Origin of the sequence: Chryseobacterium sp. BIGb0232 (genome assembly GCF_024810195.1) — a bacterium.
GTDB lineage: Bacteria > Bacteroidota > Bacteroidia > Flavobacteriales > Weeksellaceae > Chryseobacterium > Chryseobacterium pennae.
This window is the reverse complement of the sequence record NZ_JANUEH010000001.1, coordinates 481,151-502,668: the sequence shown is the minus strand read 5'-3', so window position 1 is coordinate 502,668 and position 21,518 is coordinate 481,151. Positions and strand designations below refer to the sequence as shown.

20 protein-coding genes are annotated in these 21,518 nt (G+C 34.1%); 12 read left to right on the top strand and 8 right to left on the bottom strand.

Going from position 1 to position 21,518, the window contains the following annotated elements; genetic code table 11:
• Positions 1–46: 46 nt before the first annotated feature.
• Positions 47–835, bottom strand: a complete 789-nt coding sequence (locus M2372_RS02120) for a PhzF family phenazine biosynthesis protein (RefSeq protein ID WP_123318552.1) — start codon at positions 833–835, stop codon at positions 47–49.
• Positions 836–1,516: 681 nt separating this feature from the next.
• Positions 1,517–2,575, bottom strand: a complete 1,059-nt coding sequence (locus M2372_RS02115) for a serine hydrolase (protein ID WP_115970730.1) — start codon at positions 2,573–2,575, stop codon at positions 1,517–1,519.
• Positions 2,576–2,910: 335 nt separating this feature from the next.
• On the opposite strand from M2372_RS02115, the gene M2372_RS02110 reads away from it, so the two are divergent.
• The 7 genes from M2372_RS02110 to M2372_RS02080 all read left to right on the top strand — a co-directional run bounded on the left by M2372_RS02110 (position 2,911) and on the right by M2372_RS02080 (position 10,688).
• A complete protein-coding gene (locus M2372_RS02110; protein ID WP_123318553.1) occupies positions 2,911–3,852 on the top strand; it encodes an alpha/beta fold hydrolase in 942 nt (313 codons plus the stop codon).
• Positions 3,853–4,213: 361 nt separating this feature from the next.
• Positions 4,214–5,368 carry an AraC family transcriptional regulator gene (locus M2372_RS02105; protein WP_123318554.1) on the top strand — a complete coding sequence of 385 codons (1,155 nt, stop codon included), beginning with the start codon at positions 4,214–4,216 and terminating at the stop codon, positions 5,366–5,368.
• A gap of 138 nt (positions 5,369–5,506) precedes the next feature.
• Positions 5,507–6,967, top strand: coding sequence for a serine hydrolase (locus M2372_RS02100; RefSeq protein WP_123318555.1), 1,461 nt, complete (start codon positions 5,507–5,509; stop codon positions 6,965–6,967).
• Between the two features lie 43 nt (positions 6,968–7,010).
• On the top strand, positions 7,011–7,709 hold the full coding sequence (locus tag M2372_RS02095) for a hypothetical protein (RefSeq protein ID WP_123318556.1): 699 nt from the start codon (positions 7,011–7,013) through the stop codon (positions 7,707–7,709).
• A 6-nt stretch (positions 7,710–7,715) separates the two neighbouring features.
• Positions 7,716–8,429, top strand: coding sequence for a DUF1266 domain-containing protein (locus M2372_RS02090; RefSeq protein WP_123318557.1), 714 nt, complete (start codon positions 7,716–7,718; stop codon positions 8,427–8,429).
• A gap of 60 nt (positions 8,430–8,489) precedes the next feature.
• On the top strand, positions 8,490–9,314 hold the full coding sequence (locus tag M2372_RS02085; protein WP_123318558.1) for an AraC family transcriptional regulator: 825 nt from the start codon (positions 8,490–8,492) through the stop codon (positions 9,312–9,314).
• 75 nt (positions 9,315–9,389) lie between these two features.
• Positions 9,390–10,688 (top strand): serine hydrolase, encoded by a 1,299-nt coding sequence (locus M2372_RS02080; RefSeq protein WP_123318559.1) that lies wholly within the window; start codon positions 9,390–9,392, stop codon positions 10,686–10,688.
• 415 nt (positions 10,689–11,103) lie between these two features.
• On the opposite strand, the gene M2372_RS02075 is transcribed toward M2372_RS02080, so the two are convergent.
• The 3 genes from M2372_RS02075 to M2372_RS02065 all read right to left on the bottom strand — a co-directional run bounded on the left by M2372_RS02075 (position 11,104) and on the right by M2372_RS02065 (position 14,068).
• Complete coding sequence (locus tag M2372_RS02075; protein ID WP_228455646.1) at positions 11,104–12,396, bottom strand: serine hydrolase; 1,293 nt, start codon at positions 12,394–12,396, stop codon at positions 11,104–11,106.
• 132 nt (positions 12,397–12,528) lie between these two features.
• The gene (locus tag M2372_RS02070; RefSeq protein ID WP_259080552.1) at positions 12,529–12,663 is read right to left on the bottom strand and encodes a hypothetical protein; all 135 of its coding nucleotides are present in this window, start codon (positions 12,661–12,663) and stop codon (positions 12,529–12,531) included.
• Positions 12,664–12,931: 268 nt separating this feature from the next.
• Complete coding sequence (locus M2372_RS02065; RefSeq protein WP_123318562.1) at positions 12,932–14,068, bottom strand: AraC family transcriptional regulator; 1,137 nt, start codon at positions 14,066–14,068, stop codon at positions 12,932–12,934.
• A 215-nt stretch (positions 14,069–14,283) separates the two neighbouring features.
• Here M2372_RS02065 and M2372_RS02060 point away from each other — a divergent pair, with 215 nt between their 5' ends.
• Entirely contained in the window at positions 14,284–14,955 is a 672-nt protein-coding gene (locus tag M2372_RS02060; protein ID WP_123318563.1) for a hypothetical protein, read from the top strand.
• A 172-nt stretch (positions 14,956–15,127) separates the two neighbouring features.
• The gene (locus M2372_RS02055) at positions 15,128–16,042 is read left to right on the top strand and encodes a hypothetical protein (protein WP_123318564.1); all 915 of its coding nucleotides are present in this window, start codon (positions 15,128–15,130) and stop codon (positions 16,040–16,042) included.
• A gap of 322 nt (positions 16,043–16,364) precedes the next feature.
• Here the strand turns inward: M2372_RS02055 and M2372_RS02050 are convergent, their stop codons facing one another.
• Complete coding sequence (locus M2372_RS02050; RefSeq protein ID WP_123318565.1) at positions 16,365–17,327, bottom strand: alpha/beta fold hydrolase; 963 nt, start codon at positions 17,325–17,327, stop codon at positions 16,365–16,367.
• A 298-nt stretch (positions 17,328–17,625) separates the two neighbouring features.
• On the opposite strand from M2372_RS02050, the gene M2372_RS02045 reads away from it, so the two are divergent.
• A complete protein-coding gene (locus M2372_RS02045) occupies positions 17,626–18,744 on the top strand; it encodes a serine hydrolase (protein WP_123318566.1) in 1,119 nt (372 codons plus the stop codon).
• A gap of 30 nt (positions 18,745–18,774) precedes the next feature.
• Here M2372_RS02045 and M2372_RS02040 read toward each other — a convergent pair whose 3' ends face one another.
• A complete protein-coding gene (locus tag M2372_RS02040; RefSeq protein ID WP_185018705.1) occupies positions 18,775–18,927 on the bottom strand; it encodes a hypothetical protein in 153 nt (50 codons plus the stop codon).
• 194 nt (positions 18,928–19,121) lie between these two features.
• Here M2372_RS02040 and M2372_RS02035 point away from each other — a divergent pair, with 194 nt between their 5' ends.
• Both M2372_RS02035 and M2372_RS02030 read left to right on the top strand, forming a co-directional pair.
• Positions 19,122–19,571, top strand: a complete 450-nt coding sequence (locus tag M2372_RS02035; RefSeq protein WP_123318567.1) for a hypothetical protein — start codon at positions 19,122–19,124, stop codon at positions 19,569–19,571.
• Positions 19,564–20,844 (top strand): hypothetical protein, encoded by a 1,281-nt coding sequence (locus tag M2372_RS02030; protein WP_123318568.1) that lies wholly within the window; start codon positions 19,564–19,566, stop codon positions 20,842–20,844. Before M2372_RS02035 ends, M2372_RS02030 begins: the two co-directional genes overlap by 8 nt.
• A 13-nt stretch (positions 20,845–20,857) precedes the next feature.
• Here the strand turns inward: M2372_RS02030 and M2372_RS02025 are convergent, their stop codons facing one another.
• Positions 20,858–21,148: a helix-turn-helix domain-containing protein gene (locus M2372_RS02025; protein WP_123318569.1), complete on the bottom strand. Its 291-nt coding sequence runs from the start codon at positions 21,146–21,148 to the stop codon at positions 20,858–20,860.
• Between the last annotated feature and the right edge of the window lie 370 nt (positions 21,149–21,518).

The following is a 21,518-nucleotide window of genomic DNA, read 5'->3' as shown; positions in this document are numbered from 1 at the left end:
TGAAGAAAATAAGTTGAAATTGTAAATTTCAGCTTACACAGACTGATCATCCTATTGATAGATGTCCCATAGAATAAGTTCTGGCTTTACCTGCGACGATCACTCTTTCATTTTTGTTTTCACAATAGAGTTCGCCTCCTCTTTCTGATAACTGGCGGGCGAAAAGGTTATCTTTTCCTAATCTTGATGCCCAGAACGGAATGAGCGAGCAGTGTGCAGAGCCGGTTACAGGATCTTCAAGAATTGATGACTGTGGTGTAAAATATCTTGAAACAAAATCACTGTCAGTACCAGCTGCAGTCACCACAACACCTCCCGGATCCAGATTGATAAGGTCAAAAACAGATCTTTCAACGGTAATCTTTTTGATATCTTCCTCATAATCATATACCAACACATAGTCTCTTGATTTGAAGACCTCCTTAGGCTGTATATTGAGAGACCTGATGATATTATCCGGAAGAGTGGATGGTTCAGGCATTCTTGACGGGAAATCCATATAATAAACACCATCTTTTACATCAACAGTTAATTCACCGCTTTTAGTTTCAAAAATAATTCTGCTATGCTGGTAGTTTAAGATAGAAACCAGGCAATGAGCCGTAGCAAGGGTAGCATGACCACATAAGTCCATCTCAATCTCAGGAGTAAACCATCTCAGATGAACGGTATTGCCATTATCAATAAAGAAGGCTGTTTCTGCAACAGCATTTTCACAGGCTATTTTTAAAAGTATTTCATCTGGTAACCAGTTTTTCAATGGGACAACACACGCAGGGTTTCCTTGGAAAATCTCTTCTGTAAATGCATCTATCTGATATAATTCTAACTTCATGATTGAGAAAATTTAGGTTTGTAATAAAGTATGATAAAAATAATTTTTGTTTGACGTTGGTTTTTTATGATTGCTTCTGCTTTTTAAACGCAGAAAACCCATCTGATAATTCACTTTTTTCTTTTGTTTTTAAAGAGAAGAGGGATGACTATTCAATGTTTTCAAGGCTTGTGATTTGCCTTTTCAGTTCTTTTTTTTATCCAGGAAATAAAAACAATACCATCATTGGTTTTAATTTCGATCCGAAAATTTGTTCAAAGTATTTCTTACAGGTATATAGATCATCTATTTCATAAAAATACAAAAGTTTATAGAAATATTAGCTTTATCCACAAAAAAGCAGCAGACTGAAACGTTTCTACAGTGATGTCTTTTCCAAAATAGCAGTCGATGTTTTTATAAAAATCTGCCCTACCTTATTGTAAATCTTACATCTATATTTAGACAGACGTTCGTAAAAAGGGGTAGAAAATCTTCTTTAATACACGATAGAGATCAGTTCATTGATTATTAAATATAACAATAAGCGCCTATTTTCTGAATTGGCGCTTATTGCTGTTCATGTCTATTGTTTGGGGAGATTACTGATTCCTAGACTGATTTCTTTTAGAATTCCATTGAATTTATCTGATGTGAAAATTATTTTTGAGATTAATAATCTTCATCGTTTCTTTTGTTGCCTTATTTCAGCACCTTTTCATAAATTTTATTCAGTAAATCCTGTCTCATTTTTGAATTTCTTTGATTTAAAAGAATGATGATTCCCCAATTTTTTGCTCTGTTGTAACATATAATGGAAGATTGTCCCATAGAATCGCCAGATTTCAGGTAAATCGTATTCTGATCATCAGTACTGATGTTGGTACCCAGTCCCATTTCTCTTTTTTCATCTTTATAGCAGATCTTTTCGGTCAGCAATGCTGCTTCATATATTGGGTTTCCTTTGGTTAGCACTGCTTTCAGATAGGAGATCATATCAGCAGCATTTGATTTTACCAATCCTGCAGATGCCGTAATATTCCATTTGAAGAATTCCTGAGTTCCGCCATTAGGATTATAACCTGTCGTTCTATTTTTTACATTGAACTCTGTTGTAAAGGTATTGGTCATTTGCAAAGGATCAATTATTCTTTCATGAATGATGGCATCATAAGTTTTACCATATACCTTTTCCAAAATCTGTCCCAGCAAAGTATACCCAACAGTAGAATAACGATATTTTCCATAGTCAAGAAGCTCTCCGCAATTGTTGATGATTTCCGTCAATGTTTTTTCAGTGACATTGCTCACAGGCTGTTGTGGGTTCAGTTCTATCAGCTTACCAAAATCTATGTCAGGTAACCCCGATTGATGAGAGGCCAGATCTGAAATCTTTATTTTGTTCTTAAGGTTTTTTTGTAGTACATATCCTTTAGGCAGATAGCTGTCAATATAATCATCCAGTTTTAGTTTTTTCTCGATAGCTGCCTGTGCAATTAAATTGGAGGTCAGGATTTTAGTAATAGAAGCAATTTCAAATACAGAATTTTTATTGATGTCAACAGGGCTTTCTTTGCTCAGTTTTCCGTAAGCCGTATAAAATTCATCATCATTATGAATGAAACCAACACTGATGGCTACATCTGGATTTTTTTGATAATTGTCCCCAATGATTGAATCTATTTTTTTGGAAATATCTTGTCCAAAAGAAAAGCTGCTGATGAATAACAGTACTGCAAAGAAGGTGAATGAAGTTTTCATTGTATCGTTGTTTTAAGGTTAAAAATTATTTCGATACAAAGATGTGGAAGAGTCTGAAGCTATGCGACCGAATGAAAGTATTCGGACTCATTTGTTCCGGGAAAATGGGTTCGAATAGATTAATACAGGAGTACGGGTAATTACAACGTTTTGTTTTGTAATGTGTTATGTTTTTAAGGCAGAGTGTTTCCTGTATGTTTTTTTTATTGTACATTAAAGTATATTGGCACCTGAAAATTCATTAATATTGTTTAAAGTATTCAGAATGCACATCGTGTGTATTTCTTAGTTAACAGTAATTTTAAAGCCTGACCCTTATACCAAATCAAAAAAAGATGAAATCTATAATAATATCTGTATGTATTACCTTTTTTTCAATAACGTTAGTTTTTTCTCAGACTTCTGAAAGAAAATTTGTATCCGTTAACAATAAACAAATAGCATATAAAACTTTTGGACTTGATGAAAGAAAAGCTAATGAACCCGTAGTCATCTTTGAAAGTGGTCTCGGTTCAGGAGGTGGAGGCTATGGAAGTTTGTTTCCTTTCATTCAAAAAAGTTTTGCAGGGATAGTGTATGACAGAAATGGAATTGGAGAGTCAGAAATTGATACATCTATAAAAACAGATGAAGATGTGATCAAAAGGCTTCACGATATGCTGGCAGCTTTAAAAATAAGTCCGCCTTATTTATTGGCAGGACACTCTATAGGTGGGCCGTTTATACGTTTGTATGCTTCAATGTATCCCAATGAAACTTGCGGCCTGTTTTTCATAGATCCCACAGATTTTATGCTTACTAAAGACGAAGACAATAAGGTGAAAATAAATACATCAAGCTCCACTGGCTATCAGGAATTATTTATGATAAACCTTAAAAATATTATAAATGATCCCTTAACCTCAGAAGGTTTTCGAAATGAGGCAAAGAGAGAGCTGAATGAAAGTTCACCGGAATTCTTTAAAAAATATAAATCCTTACAACCTCTTAAAGACATCCCTGTAACCGTAATGATTTCATACAACAAGCATATTGAGCATTATGAAACTGAAATGAACGAAAAACTGAAATTAGGGATCAATTTAATTCCGTGGTGGAAGGAGTTGGATGAATTAAGAATAAACCATTACGCAGAGATGATAAAAAATAACAGTAATAGCCGGCTTATCTTGTTGCCGCGTTACAGTCATGGAATCCACCAGCAAGATCCCAAAATTGTAGCAGAAGCTTTAATTGATACATACAAAAAGTGTCACACTTCCTTAAAAAACAAGTAGAAAGAATTGTTTTGTATCAGATTTTGGAGATTATACTGCTTCAAAACCAATCAGTAATAGTTATGATGTTTTTCTGACTTTTGTGAAGGAGAATCGCATGAGTGAGACTGTTTTAAACGTAGAATGCAAAACGGATAATCTCGATTTTAAAAGTGTTTTAAATTTATATTGTTGAAAATCATTAATTTGTAGCTTGTTCGCATGTTAGGTAACCATTTAATATACTTTTGATGAAAAAAACTCAAACAAAAGTCAATCTAATTTTTATATTTGCATCTGTTGGATTCTTATCCTTAATAGGCTTTCGGAATTCCAGTAAAAATTTGAAAATAAAATAGCAATAAACAAATAAGAGTAAAGAATGGATAATATTAGTCTATTAATTGTTGTAAATATAATCTCTTTATTCATCTCGTTGTTTCTGGCATTTTTCCTGATTACCCTTAAAACAAAGTACAAAATAAGTAATTCTTTATTTGCTTTTTTTCTAATATTAAATGCAATAGATATTAGTGAGCCTTTGTTTAGCATGGTAACCGATGGTCCGTCCAACCTGGGAATGTTTAGGACTACTTTCGCTTTCCTGCAAATTCCTGTTTTTTATCTTTATGTAATATCAGTCTGTTACTCTGATTTTAAGCTAAAACCAAAATATTTGCTGCATCTGCTCCCGTTTTTAATTGTTAATCTGGTTTTACTGCCCCGTTTTTATACTGTGGATGCAGCATCAAAAATGAGTTTTATTCAGAATCGTCAGAATATGATAGAGTTTCAGTTCATTCATATTTTAATACATCTGCAGATCGTTCTTTATATCATTGCAGTTTTTAGAATACTAAGAAAAACAAAGAAACTATATCTTGAAAACTATGCAGGAAAAAACATCAGTTCCTATAACTGGCTGCTCCAGTTTACCGTTGTACTGAGTATTTTATATGCCGTAGCTCTTTTAAAAAACATTTTTAAATTTTCTGACTATCAGCAGGTTTCTGAATTTATCAAGATCGGACTTTTCGTATCCTCTCTTTTTATTTTTTGTTGGTATCTGTTCAAAGCGTTAAATAACCCTGATCTTTTTAGGAATATTGATTCAAAACTAAAACTTGTTTCTGAGCTTGTTTCCGAAGAAAAAAGCAGTAAGGAATCAATAGAAGATGAAAGAGAATATAATGAAGAGCTTTTGAAGCTAAAAAAATATATGGTTGAGAAAAGACCTTATCTAAACTCCTCGCTAACCATTCAGGATGTTTCCAGTGATATTGAAATTCCTGTCCGGGATTTATCTCTTTTAATCAATCATCAATTAGGGCAGCATTTTTATGATTTCGTAAACGCCTATCGGATAGAAAGTGCTAAGGATATTTTAAAAGATACTTCAAAAAGTAAGGTAACTGTTTTAGAAATTCTATACGAAGTTGGTTTTAATTCAAAATCTTCCTTTAATACTGCTTTTAAAAAACACACGGGCAATACGCCGACTTCCTATCGCAAAAACCTGCAAGACAGTGTTTTGTAATTATTCGTACTCTTTTTTATAAAGATTCATACTCATTTTTTATACAAATCCGACCGATTACATTTACTCGGTCGCACAGCTTTAATGTCTTCCACATCTTTGTATCGAAATAATTTTTAACATAAAAAAATCGATACCATGAAAAGCTCCTTTTATTTACTAATTCTTATAGCGTTGCTTTCAAGCTGCCAAACAAGTAAAAAAGTTTTTTCGGAAAAAAGAGATTACAGCTTTCTTACTGATAGTTTAAATATTGAACCCCAATTAGAAAAGTATAAGCTTCCGGGATTTAGCCTTGTTGTTTTTGAAAATTATAAGATTGTATACTCAAGCCAGGTGGGAGTAAAATCAATGGATTCTAAAGAAAAGTTAGATGAAAACACGGCTTTTTCTACAGCATCTATTGCAAAACCAATCACCGCACTTCTTTGCCATATTCTTGAAGAAAAAGGCTTAATTAATCTGAATGATCCAATAGATAAATACTTAAAGCGCTGGCATTTGCCAAAAAGTAAGTTTACTGAAAATAATAGCCCAACCTGGAAACAGTTTTTAAATCATACGGCCGGTACAAGTCAGGGTGGATTTGAAGATCATTACGAAGGAGAAACCATTCCAACGATCACGCAAAGCCTTTTGGGACAGATTCCCAGATACGATAAAGAAATTGAATTTTTGTTTACACCGGGAACCAGCTTTGAATATAGCGGTGGTGGCTATGTAATCATCCAGATGGCATTAGAAGACACTTTGAATAAACCTATTGCAGAATTGGCACAAGAATATATCTTTTCCCCTCTTGGAATGAAAAATACCACAATGATTCAGCCTAACGAAAAAGGATTTCTAAAGAATGTAGCTTTTGTACATGATAAAGAAGGAAAAGTGATAAAAACAGGTCTACCCATTACGCCTCAGGTTGCCCCATCAGGGTTATGGTCTACTCCTACAGATTTAGCGAAGCTTTCCATTGAGATCCAAAATGCGCTACGCAATAAAAACAATAAGGTGATTTCTCATCAGGTAGCAAAAGAAGTAACAAAAGTGACTGCTTTGAAAAATGCAGTTGGAGGATGGAGCTATGGCTGGCAAAAATCTTTTGGTTATAGTAATTATGACTGGTTCTCGTGTAATGGTTCCAATACTGGAGTTGGGGGCAATGTTTTGGCTTCTATGACAGATGGTAACGGGATGGTATATCTTGCCAATGGCGAAAAGCCGAATCGTTTTCCTGTCATGAATAATACCAGAACAAAGATTCTTACAGTAATGGATTGGAATAAAGAAACTCATGAAGATATTCAGGAACTTCCATTAAATCTTAAAAAACAACTCATCGGAACCTATGACGATTTTCTGTATGGACAGGGAATGGAAACTAAAATTCTTGAAAAGAATAACCGTCTGTATGTAGAGTCTCCAATTCTGGAACATTTTAAAGGGAAAAATGAGTATGAATTACTCTATCTGAAAAATGGAACCTTCAGAATTGTAGATTATCCGAACCTGTTAAAGTTCGATTTCAGCAATGGAAAGGTAAACGCTGTCATCTTAACAAGAGATTCCCTGAAAACAGAAGTTAAGATGATTAAAAAATAAATCGAACAAATATTTAAAAAACAAAAACTTAAACCTAAAAAGTATGAACCCATTATTTTTAATTCCAGTAATAGTAATAATTGCAGGTGTAGCTTTCATGATCATTATGAATAATAAACACAAAGCTGCAAAATCAGAAATTGATTTAGATTCTGAAAGAACTAAATATGACCAGTACAAACAAGAGCTTCTCTCTCAGGATTTTTCAAAATTAAAACAATGGATGGAAGGTAAGCCCATTGATGCTTTTACTTCTGCCTCTGTTCCCCAGTCAACAGCCAATAAAGTGCAGGATCTCGTAACCGACGGGATAAAAAATATAGCATTATCCACAATTGGTGTAAAGCTTAGAAGAATTGAAACCGATTGTTTTTGGGTGTTAAGCGGAAACGATATGCATTTTTTCAGCACCAATACCGTTGGCGAATTAGATGAACACATTGTATTTGATAATTTTAGAGTTGAAAAAGCAAGCCTTCAATATGGAGGTCTATTGAAATCACAACTGGGGGTTTATTCAAAATCATCAGAAGAATATTTACCAAAAACACATATTATCACCTTTGATATTGACGGAAGTTCATTATCTCTTGAAATTCACGATAGACTTAATTACAGAGTTGACCCGGAAGATATGCTTAATCTGAAAAAGCAATTGGAGACCAGAGTAAAATACCAGGTAGTTGGCGAAAAATTTGTAAAAATTTCACAGACTAAATTCCCTAACCTCAAAATGGCTTAATATAATATGGGAATTTTATCAAAATTTTTAAGCTCATTTAAAAGCATACGGTTAAATGATAAAAATACAGTAAGTGGTTATTTGTTAGACCATTTGCTCATAGGTTCAATGTATGCCGAACAACAATCGGCATACCTGAATTCTTATGAAACAGGAGTGAACAGATCTGATATTATAAAGTTAATTGAAACATATTGGGGAATATCAGATCAAAATCAGGCGATAGAAACTCTTCAGAGTCTGCACGACAGAAATCAGGATGAAAACCTTGATATTGTATACAAAGCATTTGAAAATCCGGAAAACTATGTTGACATTTTAAGATCGAATCTATCAAATGAAGACGAAGCTTTTGAGTATTATCTGGACCATTTCCGAAAACTGAGAAAAGTAGTTCCAGAGTTGATTGAGCAGAAAATTATTACAGACTTTTCTCAGTTAAAAAAAATAAAAGATAGTGGTTGGAATTATGGAAGAAGTGTGTTTTTAGCACGCTGCTGTTATGAACTGGGGTATATTTCTGAAAAAGAGCTTATAGAATATTTGGCAAAATCCCACAGAGAATTGAAAAAATATTGCAGTACCTGGAAAGAATATACAATAAGTTATATTTTTGGAAGGGCAATTTGGGGTGGTGGTAACAATAATGGAATGGTACAGATTGCAGATGATTTATTGAACAACAACAGAAGCCCACTCAAAAATAAAACATACCTCTGATTAGGAAAAAAGATTTTGGTTGATTGAGCTGGATTTACATACATTTAAAGGCTAAAAAGGATGACCATAAAAGTCTACAGACCCGAAAACCCCATACTGAAAAAGTATATTGAATGCTTTTATATTCTCGAGCAGACCTCTGAAGAATCCTCTGCTACTTATTTCACCTTTCCAAACATCTATACTATTGTTACTGCTAGTGAGAAAACAGAAACTCTGGCTACCAAAGACAAAATAATAACCAGATACTGCCTGTCCAATCCAATTGAAACAAATCTGGTAAGCAATTTTAATGAACCGGTATTGGTGAGCTATGAAGGCAAAATCAATGAAGTTACTACTTATTTCAAACCATTGGGGATTAATGCTTTCATACCCAATGATTTAAGAGATTACGCAGAAGGAAGCTTTCCTGATTTTAGTCCATATGAGGATTATAAAGAAACCATGGCGACCATTCTTTCGATAAAAAACCCGGATGAAAAAATCAGGGCAGTAGAATTGTATTGGTTTTCAAAATTTCGTCCGTTTGAGGATAGCCTGTTGAAAGAGGTGTTGGCCGAAATGTTCGATACCAATAACATCAATCAGTCTATGACGAAACTGTCTTATACAACAGGCCGGTCCCGAACAACAATAAACAAACATTTTGAGAAGCATATTTGTAAAACGCCCTCCCAGTTTAAAAAGATTATCAGATTCAGGGCTGCTATTCAAAGTCAGCTTGATGAGAAAAATAGAATTGGACTGCCTTATAGTGTAGATTATTTTGACCAGTCACACATGATCAGAGATTTTAAAAAATTGACAGGTTTTACCCCAAAAGTTTTTTTTTCAAAAACAACAACCCTTGAAAAAGATCTCATAAAATGGATGTTTATTTAGTAGGTTTACAAAAATACAATGATATAGGCTTATTAAGTAGTAACATTGCTGTGTAATAATATCATTCAATAGTTTATGAAGCTAATCCTAATCATACTGTTATTTCCATTTCTTATTTTCGGACAGAAAAATGGGTCAGCTAGTCTTGCGGAATATATGCAGGCCCAGGTTGAAATAAATAATTTTAGTGGAACCGTTCTTGTGACGAAAGAGGGTAAAGTTTTACTCAAAAAAGCTTACGGTTTGGCAGACTACGAGTGGAATATTAAAAACACCATAGATACTAAATTTCAGTTGGCCTCAGTTACCAAACAATTTACTGCCACAGCGATACTTCTATTGATTGAGAAAAAGAAGCTGTCTCTTGATGATAAACTGAGTAAATTTCTGCCGGATTACCCCAAGGCTGATAGTGTTACCATCCATATGCTGTTATCGCATACCTCTGGCTTGGCTATGGGTTTTAAAGAAATAGCCTTAAGCTCGATGAATAAGGATTCTGCTTATGCCGAAATAAAGAAAATGCCTTATGAGTTCTCTCCCGGAACTAAAAGCGGATACAGTAATATCGGCTATTATCTATTGGCCAGGATCATTGAAAAAGTTTCAGGTGAGAAGTATGCTGTTTTCTTAAAGAAGAATATATTTGAAAAAGCAGGGATGAATAATACAGGCGTCAGCAATAATGAGTCTATAGTTGAAAAGAAAGCAAAGGCTTACTATCACACAGAAAATGGGCTTGTTCACAATCCTTATATCAACTGGGAAATTAATGTAGGGCATGATGGCGTTTATTCTACTGTTGAAGACCTGGCCTTATGGGATAAAGCTCTATATGGAACTGATATTCTTTCCGCACAGATGAAGAAACTAATGTTTACGCCCTATGGTGATGAAAACTGGGGATATGGCTTCATTATCAATCCGTTTTACAATCACGGGCACCAGTTAATTGCTCATGACGGAGGTTTTTTTGGTACCATGACTTCCTTTAACCGATTTACGGATGATAAAATTTTTGTGACTGTACTTTCCAATAATGAATCATTTTCCTATATCATAAGTTATGGACTTTCTGCCATTGCATTGGGAAAAGAGGTTGAACTTCCTTACAAGCACCATCGAATTGAAATAAACACAAACCTATATGATCAATATGTAGGTACATATAATACAATTACCATATTGAAAATTGACGGTAAACTTTATTTTAACAGTACAGAAATGGAACTCATCCCAGAGTCTAAAACCAAATTTTTTAGAGCGGATAATAATGACAGGACCATTGAATTTATTCCGGACAGTAAGGGCCTTTACAATTCTGTAATTCTAACAAAAGGCGGTGTAAAAGAAGTAATAAAGAGGAGTAAATAGTCTCATAATGGTTGAGATTTAATGGACTACAACTATTATTTATGGTAACGGCATACTTAAATCCATCAGTCATATAAAACAAACATTTTTTATCAGAGAATTTCTAGTACCTACATGGTAGAGATTCAGAAACCGTGATATTTTGTTGTAGTGATTCTGGTCATGAAAACTATGAATCAATAAGTGTTAACCTGATGATTATCATTGGTGTAAAATAAATATGCGCAAATTAGGACAATTTGCGCATATTGTTGTTTGTGACCAGGATGAGTAAAACCTTTACCTTTTACCATCAATTGATGAAGAACTGAACAGTCAAACAGAAGATCCGGAAGGTTTTTGCGGTTACTACCTGGGAATGATCAGAAATAAATAATCCTGTAAGAATTACCATCCCAAATACTGAAAAGTATAATTATTTTTTACTGGGCAAAAGGGAGGTGATTTTCAAAATCATTTCCTTTGCATTCTTATTGGTTGGGTCCAGTTCTAATGATTTCTGATAATCGTCTTTTGATAATTGATATTCTTTTTTATTGAAATAGGCTTCGCCGCGGCTGTCGTAAGTGTTGGCTGATCCGGGAAACTCAGAAACATTAAGACTGAAAATTTTAATGGCAGAATCTATATTTCCACTCCTTAATAATTCATAGCCTAGTTTATTAAGCTCACCTGGATTCTCAAAGCTATATTCATTTTTAGAATTTTTTTTGAGGACATAGTATATTTCTATAGCTTTATTTACATTGCCGAGAGATTCCTTTCTGATCTCCTGATAAATAGATTTTTTAGGAATTTCGTACTCTTTTCCCAACATTAAGTTATGAATAATATATCCCAGATCCCAAACTCTATTTAGATTATTGGACACCAGAATTATCGTAATATTATTTTTAAAATCGTTTAAAAAGATGGATTCAAATTTATAAGAAACTCCGTTATGTCTTTGCAATTCATCTTTTTCTAAGTATCTGCCAAGTGATCCACCTTCTTCAGGTGCATACGGGTTATTCAACAAAGTTTGAAGGGATGCTTTGGAGATTAATCGATTGGAATTCAGTGCTTCAATCCATTTGTAGAGATCATTGGTATCTACCCAAAGCCATCCGCTGATAAATTTCAGTTCCGGGCATCGGACACGGTTCATATCATAACAGGATGTTCGGTTTTTATAACCCAATTTTGGTTCAAATACCGAATTGGTCATTTTCAGTGGTTTAACTATATTTTGAATAACAAATTCCTCAAATGATATTCCGGTTACTTTTTCAATGATTCTTCTTTGCAAAAATACATTACCATTATCATATCTGTAACTGGTTCCCGGTTCAAAGAGCAGACTGTCATTACTTCTCAAAATATTCCATGCCTCCGCATCATTTTCGGGTTTTAATCGTTCGATTGGAGGGATACCACTGGCATAATTAATCAGATGTCTGATGGTCACTTTTTCAGACCATTTCGGTAAGCCCAAATTAAATTTGGAGACCTTGTCATCAAGATTAAGCAGACCACGTTCAACTAAAATCATGATGGCAACAGCATTAAATTCCTTTGCAATGGAACCAATATTAAATATTGACTTATCATTTAAGTTAGTTTGTCTTGTTTCATCAGTAAAACCAAATGATTTCTGATAGATGATTTTATGATTTTTAGCGACCAGGACATTTCCATTAAACAATCCTCTTTCATAAGATTCTGCCATTAAGGAATCAATTTTACTGACGTAGACAGAATTTTTTTCCGTTTTAATATTTCTGGAATTACAGCTAAATATGATTAGCAAAACTAAAAAATAACTGATACTTCTTTCTGGATTAAGTGTTTTCATGTATGTTTAGTTTTGTTTGTTTTTTTTAATATTTTCGATTTTGTGAAGCATTTCTTTTGCGTTCTGATTGGTAGGTTCCGGTTCTAATTTGCAATCTTTCACGTGAGCAATACTTACCGCATTTATTTCGTGAAAATCCATTCGCTCTTTTAAGGTCGATTTTTTGCTTTTGGTCTTGTTCCGGGAATTTAGACTATTTTCGAATGATTTGATTTTTTTGTTTACATTTTGTGCAAAAGTGGGGAGTGAAAAAATCAGGAAAAGGATAAGGCATGTTTTTTTCATTTTGAAAACTGTTGGGTTATCGTTTTATTTTAGATTTAATTATTTTCTGCAAATATGCCTTAAAGAACCTCAGGACGCGACCGATTAAAAAAAATCGAACTCATTTTTTGAAAATAATTTGATTTTACAAAGGCTGTTTTCTAAAATCTGTTGGAGTTTTTCCTGTATATTTTTTGAAAGAAGTATTAAACGAAGATTTAGAATTAAAACCAACCTGGTATAAGATTTCCAAAACAGTCAGTTCTTTTTGAGACGGGTCTTTTAGGATTTGCATTGCCTTTTCAATTCGATATTCATTAACGAAATCGAAAAAGTGTTTATCCATATACAAATTAATCAAAGTAGATAAATCTTTAACGGACATTTTTACTTGCTCCGATAAGTCCTGAATAGTTAATGAGGAATCCAGATAGGGTTCTCTTTCAGCCATAAAGTTTTTTAAGAATTCGATTTGTTCATTTTTTTCCTCAACTATTAAAGGGCTGTTTTTTTGTTTTGGAACAGCTTCTGTAATGGGTTTCAGATCAGAATTTACTCCTCGGAAAAACTCAGGATTGTTTAACGCAATAAATAGATACCAGCACGTACAAAATAAAAATGCAAACCCATCAAGCATTACAATCCAGGCCCGGATCTCACCCAGCCCGAAGATAAAAGTGACAAGCCATCTTATAAGGACTATAAAGTGTAAGACGTAATATAGAATTGTTATTTTGTAAAGGGCGTTAAGTTCAGAAATATTGGGGTTTGTATAATTCTCGAGATATACCGTTTTAGACTTTCTGATCACCAGAAATGAAGCAATAAAATAAACTTGAATCATCAATTCGAAAAGAAAGTAAAAAAATTGCATGAGAGGCATATCATTCATGCCATTTATAAAATCTATTTTCGAGGCTCTGTCTACAAAAAAAATTCCCCACATCAGATACAAACTGTAAGCAACAAAAGGAATTGTATGGAGTAAATGTTTAGGTTTTAATCGAAAGTTGGAGTAACAAACAGACAGTACATAGAGATAAAACGATGCCGGAACCAAATAAACAATACTCCAACGAAACGCCTCGAGGTTGATATAATTAACTGGAAATTCCCGCTGCAAAAACTTTAATGCATCTACAGCATTTGTAAAGAGAAAAAAAGCAAGAAGGTAGTTTCTTAGTTTATATTTTGTTTTAACAGTAAGTAAAAATAAGGCAAGAAGAAGCACTAAAAATATTCCTACAAATGCTGTTATTTCCAAAAAGCTGTATTTGTCCATGGTTTTTAAGAAGAAATACAAATGTAATTCTTATGAAATTAAAATAACAAACTATATATTTAAATATACTGCATCAAAAATAATATTCGTTTTATAATCAATCTGGTTTATTGGTATAAGAAATAGAATTAACATTTTTATAATATATAATCAGGCATATTCGGGTATATCATGCCATAATTTTTTCTATATTTAGAAGAAGTATATTAAAGACAATGCCGATAAACCCGATACCTCCGGATGGAGGCATGTTATATAAAGAAACAGATATGGCTCAGTTTTTTCCTGAGCCGTTAAATGCTATAACTGCTGTGTTTTTTTTAGCCATAGCCATTTTTTGGACCCTTAAAATGAAAGGTAATTTTAAACAATATCCTTTTTTAACCTATTGCTTGGTTTTACTATATATTGGTGCCATAGGGGGAACTGTTTATCATTCATTCAGGCAATGGCCGGTATTTATTATGATGGATTGGCTGCCCATCATGTTGCTCTGTTTGTCTGCCGGATTTTATTTTATAGCGCAGAGCACCAAATGGTATTATGCTGTTGTAATGGTTCTCGTATATATACTGCTCATGTTTGCATTGAGAAACTGGATCCTGATAGCTAACCCTTCTCTTTTTATCAACCTGAATTATGCAATTATGGCTTCATTTGTAGTTTTCTCGGTATTGCGTTATTTAATCTACACCCAATGGAAAGCTGGCAAATGGGTAGGCTTTGCGGTATTGTCATTTGTTTTTGCATTGACTTTCCGTATAGCGGATAAGTGGGGATGGTTGAGTTTCGGAACCCACTTTTTATGGCATACTTTCGGGGCGGCAGCAACATTTTGCATGTTTAATTATATCAATCTTACACGGAATACAATTAGAAAAACATAAGTGATTTTTATTTTTCTGCTGCATAAAGTCTCCAGACTTTGAGCTGATAAATAAGATCTTTGCCTTTGAACTTACGCCAAAATCAAGAGATTGCAGAAAGCCAGAGTACCCTTCATATGAATCAAATATTTTTTTGGGATCAGCGTTATAATCAGTAATAAACTATTTAATTATGAACATCAGATACTTTACCCTTCTACTGGGAATGTTTTGTACTCACCTTTTCGGACAGACTTCTGAAAAAATCACTTTTAAAGATACCCAGAACCATTATTTGAAATTAGTTCCGAAGGATAAAGCTGAAGGAATACTTGTTATCTTACCCGGTGGAGGTGAAAATGGCGAAAAAGTAATGAATCAGATTAATCTGGATGATCTGGCGTTGGAGAAGAATCTTATCGTATTATTCCCGACCTGGGAAGAGGGGGATTTTGGATTTCATACAGAACAGAAATTTTTGGACAGGATTGTAAAAGATACAGTGGAAAAGCATAAAATTTCCAAAGATAAAATATCAATTGGTGGACTTTCCGGCGGCGGAATGCTGGCTGTTACCTATGCTGAAAGGGCAATCAGGGATAAAAACACCTATTTTACACCCAATTCTGTATTCGCTCTTGATCTGCCGTTAGATTACGAGAATATGTATTACAGATTGCAGAGAGAAATTGAAAGAAACTACTCTGATATTGGAACTAATGAAGCTAAGTTTTTAACTGACGAAATGGTTGATGCCATCGGTACACCGGATAAAAACAGAGCCAATTATGTAAGAGAATCAATGTTTTCTTATCGTGAAAAAGATGGTGGCAATGCAAAATTTCTTCTGAATATCCCTATTCTGATTTATACAGAACCGGGAATTATATGGCAGATGGAAAACAGGGGAAGGGATATTTACGACCTTAATGTGGCAGATATTACAGCGATGATTAATCTGTTGCGAATAAAAGGTCACAAAAACGCTGATCTTGTCATCACCAATGATCGTGGAATTCGCCCGGACGGTACAAGACATCCTCATTCCTGGAGTATCATGGATTCTAAAGAATGTTTAAACTGGATATTAAAACATATGAGGGCATAAAGTTGCCACAGCTGATTGAACGTTTCACAGGTATTCCGCTGCGCAAAGTCTCCTGACTTTGAGCCATGCAATTAAAAATGTTTTGTAAAATATGCTCCAAAGTCAGGAGACTTCGGAGAGCGGGTAGAACTGATGAAAAAATGATGTTAACCTTATAAGAATATAGAATTAGATATTCTTTTGCTTAAAAATCCCAACGAGAAAGCTGGGATTTTTTTGTTTTGATTTCTGATGCACAAAATCACCAAACGGCTACACATCAATTTATTGAAGTAAGGTTAGACTTGTTTGGCTTTGAGGGAAATACATTTCTACTTCCTTGTTAAGCATTTTGTTGTTCTAACCATTTTAAAATTGCTTGGGTGGTTTCTTCTGGCTTTTCCTGTTGAATCCAATGGCCACAATCCAGACTCACAACATCTAAATTAGGAACAATATTTTTTAGGTTTTCAGATTGGGGAATCGTGTCCTGTTCACCATATATCATAAGAGTCGGTTGATGAATGATTGGGGGTACATCTGCCATTAAGTGCCAGTTTCTGTCAAGGTTTCTGTACCAGTTTATACTTCCTGTAAACCCTGATGATTCGAAAGCAGAAACAAATACAGACAGTTCGTTGTCTTCCATTAAGGGTTCTCCCTGTGGATTTTCTGCTCTTGCAAGATTGATCATTAGCATTCCGGGTTCTGGTGGTGTTGGAGGCATATTTTTGCGGAATATGTTACGGAGGAACTGAGAGGTGTTTTCATTCATTATAGTATCTGCTACTCCCGGCTGTCGATTGAAGTGAACAAAATAGAAGTCACCTCCAAATATAGCTTCCATAAATTCAAGCCATGGCTGTTCTCCGCGCTCCTGATAAGGCAAAGCCAGATTTATTATTTTATTTACGCGCTTAGGATGCAATAGTGCCAGATTCCAAACAACATTTGCTCCCCAATCGTGACCAACAAAAGTGGCATCTTCATATCCAAAGTGATCGAGTAGGGCAACCAGGTCACCTGTCAGGTGTACAATATCATATTCAGTTACTTCATCCGGACGGGATGAGTTCCCATAACCTCTCTGGTTTGGAATGATCACATGATACCCAGCTGCAACCAATGCTGACACCTGATGACGCCAGGAAAATGCATGTTCCGGAAAGCCGTGGCAGAGTACAATAGGTTTTCCGGCATTCTGTTTACCTGCTTCAAAGACTTCCAGTTCCACACCATTAACTGAAATAAGAGTGGGGTTAGGAAAATGGGTTGACTTAAATACTGAGCTAATTTCGTTTGTCATTTTTATTCTTTTAAAGATTAATTAATGATGCAAACTTACACCAGTAACGTGACAGCAGTGTGTCAGTAGTCAAAAATAAATTAGATCTATTACCTTCTGCTGCGCAAAGTCTCCCGATTTTGAGTTGGTAAATAAAATTATTTCCTTTACACTTGCTCCAAAGTCATGAGCGGCCAGACCCCAAACGAATATAAAAATACCAGGAAATAAGTACCAATTTATGCACTTTTAAGCTTTTGAAACCTCTTCTCATTTTTCTTATATGAATTTTGCATGTAAATAATTCAAATTACATGTTATGAAAAAGTTCATATTACTAGTTGTTTTTATTTTTATCACCTCATGCAGCAATGATAATTCAAACTCCTCAGCCGATAGAAAAGCACAGGCACAGCAAAAACTTGATAAAGCTTTGTCCAACTTCCCGGGTTTAAGCCTTAGTGTAAAAACAGCTTCCGGGAATTATACCCTGGTTGCAGGAGACGCGGTAATTAATGAAAAGCCGATGGTTGCTTCTGCCCTTCACTATATGCAGAGTATTTCAAAAACCTTTACCGCAGTGGCTGTCCTAAAACTGAAAGATGAGGGCAAAATTAATCTCGATGCCAGGGTAAACACCTATCTTCCTGACATTTGTAATCATCTGCCAAACGGAAATATCATTACGGTAAGGCAACTGCTTACGATGACATCTGGCCTTCCTGATTATTTAGATAACGAACAGTTTTTAAATGATGCTGTTACAGGGCCACTGCCTATGACGAGCGAACAGGTATTGAGCTATATATACAATCAACCCGCAAAATTTGCACCCGGTACTTCATTTGGGTATTGCAATATAAATTATCACTTGCTGGCTCTTATTATAGATAGGGTTACTCCAAACGGGCATCGAAAGTATATTACGGACAAAATAATTAACACCATTGGACTTTCCAATACCTATTATATAGCGGGCTCGGCAAGTACTACGGCTCCTCAGGGGACGACGGCCAGCTATCTGGAAATAGATGGCGCTTTTACCGATATGAGCCACCTACAGTTGGGTACAGTCCTTACGTTCATTGGGGATGACGGTATTGTAGCTTCTGTTCAGGATATCGCGGGATTTTACTACAAGCTGCTCCATGATAAAACGGTATTGTCACCAGCATCATTGGAAGAAATGAAGGTTGCGGTGAGTAATCAGGGTACTCCGATATATGGCTTAGGGCTGTATTTTTATAAAACCAATAGTGGCCTGCAAGCCATCGGCCACGAGGGTAGTGGGATCGGAGCCGGTGCCTATGCTTTTTATTTTCCTTCCAAAAATACCAGCGTCGTCCTGTGTACAAACGCGGGAACGCTTACCGATGCTATAAAAGAGAAACAGTTACGGACATTGTATGAAGAAATTACAGGCATATTGCTTGAGTAAAAACTAATTTAAACCGCTGCATCGCGTTCCTTACTTACGAAGATATCCGATGATAATGAGCCATTGGTGAGCAGTAATGGAAAGAGGAGTAAAGAAATTACCAATGGTCTCTTCATCAACATCGATATTGTCCAGAGTCTGCTGTGCAACGTCTTCTGATTTTGGGCTGGTCAATAAGATCATTTTCTTTAAACTTGCTCTAAATTCAAAGACTTCAGATAATAAGTAATATTAAAAAATAATAAAGAATAAATTACGACAAGATTTGACGTATTAAGGAAGTAGTTTTGGGAAAAGTACAATACTAGTTAAGCACATAATTGGATTTGAGAAGAATGTGTATATTTGTTTCAAACAATAACCTGTTCTTTTTCTATATGCAATTTATTAAGATAACTAGTAATACTGAGTGTGGTTGCTTAAATGATTCTCATACTGATTTGACAAATATGTTTGTCAGAAAGGTTAGAAAAGCTCCTGATATGAAGGATGCAGATTTTAAGAATCATTTTGAAAGAGGTAAAACTCCAGAAACGCATACTTGTGATGAAGTTTGTGGTTTTCATGGTGTTTCAATTGAAATTTGGAATGATGACAATTCCAAAATATTATTAGAGAAATATCTTTATACTGCAGGGATTAGCCCAAGACATAAAAATAATTTATCAGTTTTTAGACTAAAAGAAAACGCAGGTGTAGTAAAGTATACTCCACACCAGATGGAATATAGTGAACATCATTATGATTTTTACAAAGAAGATTCTTTCACTGTTGATCGTTTAGAATTAATTGAAATGATCCCTTTAATACCGAATAAAGATGCTTAACTTAATTAGTACTCAGTTAGTGAATTCCGAATTGCCTGTAATAACAGACAATTATACTGTTTTGCATTTTGATGAATATCCAATTTTATTCACAGGTATAAATAAATTTGGGAATAAAATCATAGGATCTTTTTGTGATGAGGATGATGAAAATGACACTTTAATTTACTTTACAATTATAATTAGTGATGATGATTATAGTAATTTTTATAAGAAAAAAATATCCTATAGACAGTTAATACTTAATTCTAGTGAGGTTTTCATACTAGAAAAAAATTATAATAATAAAATACTTAAATCTTATTTTGTTCCTATATCAGACATCCCTGTCGATTATATTCCATTAGAATCTTCATATATTCCAAACAAATATGTTGTAGCTGAATCTTTAAATTATTCCTTTAGTTTAAAAGGAAAGTTAGCTGATTTACATAAAGCATTGGTAAATGATGTTAATAATATAAATTCAAAAATATATGATTATTTAAATGAAAGTTTACAAGCACTAAGTATATTTGGAATTATACCAAAAGTTTTTTCACAACCTTCCAATGTTGGAAGTTACAGACTTAATTTTGATATAGATTTTATGCCTAATCCTCAACTGAATTTTTTTGAAGTAAATAGGGATAAAGTAACTGAATTTATAAATCTATATCTAAGCTATATTTCACAAACTTTACCACATGAAAAGGATGGGTTTTTAAATAATCATGCAGAGGGTTCAGAAGCTTTTTCTATAATTGAAAATAGTTTTAAGGAAATATTTTACAGTTCTCATCAAGAACCAGTATCAACCGTTTCTGATATATTAATTGATGGTATTAATAATGTAGCAGAGAAACTATCAGATGTAAGTGAATTTATGAAATCGAACGACAGCTTTAATTCTATAGAAATTGGTATAGTTGATAGACAAGGTCAATTTTTAAGTAATGGTACAATTGATAGTAATTATAAATCTATTGTAAATACAAAGCTTTTATCAACAGATATAATTAATCAAGAAACAAATGTTGTCTCTGATGAAACACCTCAGAATTATAGAATTCTTGTTTTTAGAATCAATAGTGAAACAGGTAAAGGAGGTGCAAGGCTCTATATTGATTCATCAGAAAAATATTATAAGATCTTATTAACAGTACATACAAGTAAAAAAGATTTGGCCAATTCTATTTTCACAGAGAGTCTGAATGAAGATAAAGTTGTTGATGTATCAGGAATTGTAACAACAGTTGATGGGATATACAAAAGAATAGATTGTTATTTATAGATTTGGTGATAACTTAGCTGTTTTCAGTTTTTTTTGATAGCTTGATATATTTTTTCATATCAAACTCAAAGAGTTCTTGTATGGTAACATTAAGCTCTTTACTGATTATAAGTAGAGTATCATATCGAGGATTGGTGTTACCTCTTTCTAATTCTCCAATTGTCTTTTTCGCATGCCCGGTTCTTAAGCCTAGTTCTTCTTGTGAAATAGGTTTATTTGTCTCGGGATTTATAACTTTCTTTCTTAATTCAGAAATTCTATAACCAAGAGCTTTTTTATAGTTATGAAGGTCGGTTTCATTCATTAACTGTAAAATTCTAGGTTTGGAGTTAAAATTTAGGATACTTATATGTATCCTTTTGTTTTTTTTCTTACATTTGTAAAATAAGTTACAATAAAGTAGCTTTGCGATACTTCAAAGAATATTAGAAGCTATTGCTTAGAATCTCGAACAGAAAACTGGTAATTTTTAGCATACGAGACGATAAGCAGGAAGCTCACGACCTAGGCGTGGGCTCTCTTATCTGTATGCATGGTATACCAGTACCTCTGTTCGGATATTGTAGAGTCTCATGCCGTTTTTATTTTTATGCTGTTCTGCTTTTCTACAATCATCTTTTTCTAAGCTGCTTCACCACATAAAGTATCATGATAGGGTACAATGGAGTGTACAA

Excerpts from the sequence above, each read along its gene's own strand:
- M2372_RS02100 (WP_123318555.1), top strand. The coding sequence starts at position 5,507 with ATGAAAAGCTCCTTTTATTTACTAATTCTTATAGCGTTGCTTTCAAGC.
- M2372_RS02045 (WP_123318566.1), top strand. The coding sequence starts at position 17,626 with ATGAAAAAGTTCATATTACTAGTTGTTTTTATTTTTATCACCTCATGC.
- M2372_RS02070 (WP_259080552.1), bottom strand. The coding sequence starts at position 12,663 with ATGGATTTTCACGAAATAAATGCGGTAAGTATTGCTCACGTGAAAGAT.
- M2372_RS02060 (WP_123318563.1), top strand. The coding sequence starts at position 14,284 with ATGCCGATAAACCCGATACCTCCGGATGGAGGCATGTTATATAAAGAA.
- M2372_RS02040 (WP_185018705.1), bottom strand. The coding sequence starts at position 18,927 with ATGATCTTATTGACCAGCCCAAAATCAGAAGACGTTGCACAGCAGACT.
- M2372_RS02035 (WP_123318567.1), top strand. The coding sequence starts at position 19,122 with ATGCAATTTATTAAGATAACTAGTAATACTGAGTGTGGTTGCTTAAAT.
- M2372_RS02080 (WP_123318559.1), top strand. The coding sequence starts at position 9,390 with ATGAAGCTAATCCTAATCATACTGTTATTTCCATTTCTTATTTTCGGA.
- M2372_RS02055 (WP_123318564.1), top strand. The coding sequence starts at position 15,128 with ATGAACATCAGATACTTTACCCTTCTACTGGGAATGTTTTGTACTCAC.
- M2372_RS02025 (WP_123318569.1), bottom strand. The coding sequence starts at position 21,148 with ATGAATGAAACCGACCTTCATAACTATAAAAAAGCTCTTGGTTATAGA.
- M2372_RS02090 (WP_123318557.1), top strand. The coding sequence starts at position 7,716 with ATGGGAATTTTATCAAAATTTTTAAGCTCATTTAAAAGCATACGGTTA.
- M2372_RS02120 (WP_123318552.1), bottom strand. The coding sequence starts at position 835 with ATGAAGTTAGAATTATATCAGATAGATGCATTTACAGAAGAGATTTTC.
- M2372_RS02065 (WP_123318562.1), bottom strand. The coding sequence starts at position 14,068 with ATGGACAAATACAGCTTTTTGGAAATAACAGCATTTGTAGGAATATTT.
- M2372_RS02050 (WP_123318565.1), bottom strand. The coding sequence starts at position 17,327 with ATGACAAACGAAATTAGCTCAGTATTTAAGTCAACCCATTTTCCTAAC.
- M2372_RS02105 (WP_123318554.1), top strand. The coding sequence starts at position 4,214 with ATGGATAATATTAGTCTATTAATTGTTGTAAATATAATCTCTTTATTC.
- M2372_RS02115 (WP_115970730.1), bottom strand. The coding sequence starts at position 2,575 with ATGAAAACTTCATTCACCTTCTTTGCAGTACTGTTATTCATCAGCAGC.
- M2372_RS02030 (WP_123318568.1), top strand. The coding sequence starts at position 19,564 with ATGCTTAACTTAATTAGTACTCAGTTAGTGAATTCCGAATTGCCTGTA.
- M2372_RS02075 (WP_228455646.1), bottom strand. The coding sequence starts at position 12,396 with ATGGCAGAATCTTATGAAAGAGGATTGTTTAATGGAAATGTCCTGGTC.
- M2372_RS02110 (WP_123318553.1), top strand. The coding sequence starts at position 2,911 with ATGAAATCTATAATAATATCTGTATGTATTACCTTTTTTTCAATAACG.
- M2372_RS02095 (WP_123318556.1), top strand. The coding sequence starts at position 7,011 with ATGAACCCATTATTTTTAATTCCAGTAATAGTAATAATTGCAGGTGTA.
- M2372_RS02085 (WP_123318558.1), top strand. The coding sequence starts at position 8,490 with ATGACCATAAAAGTCTACAGACCCGAAAACCCCATACTGAAAAAGTAT.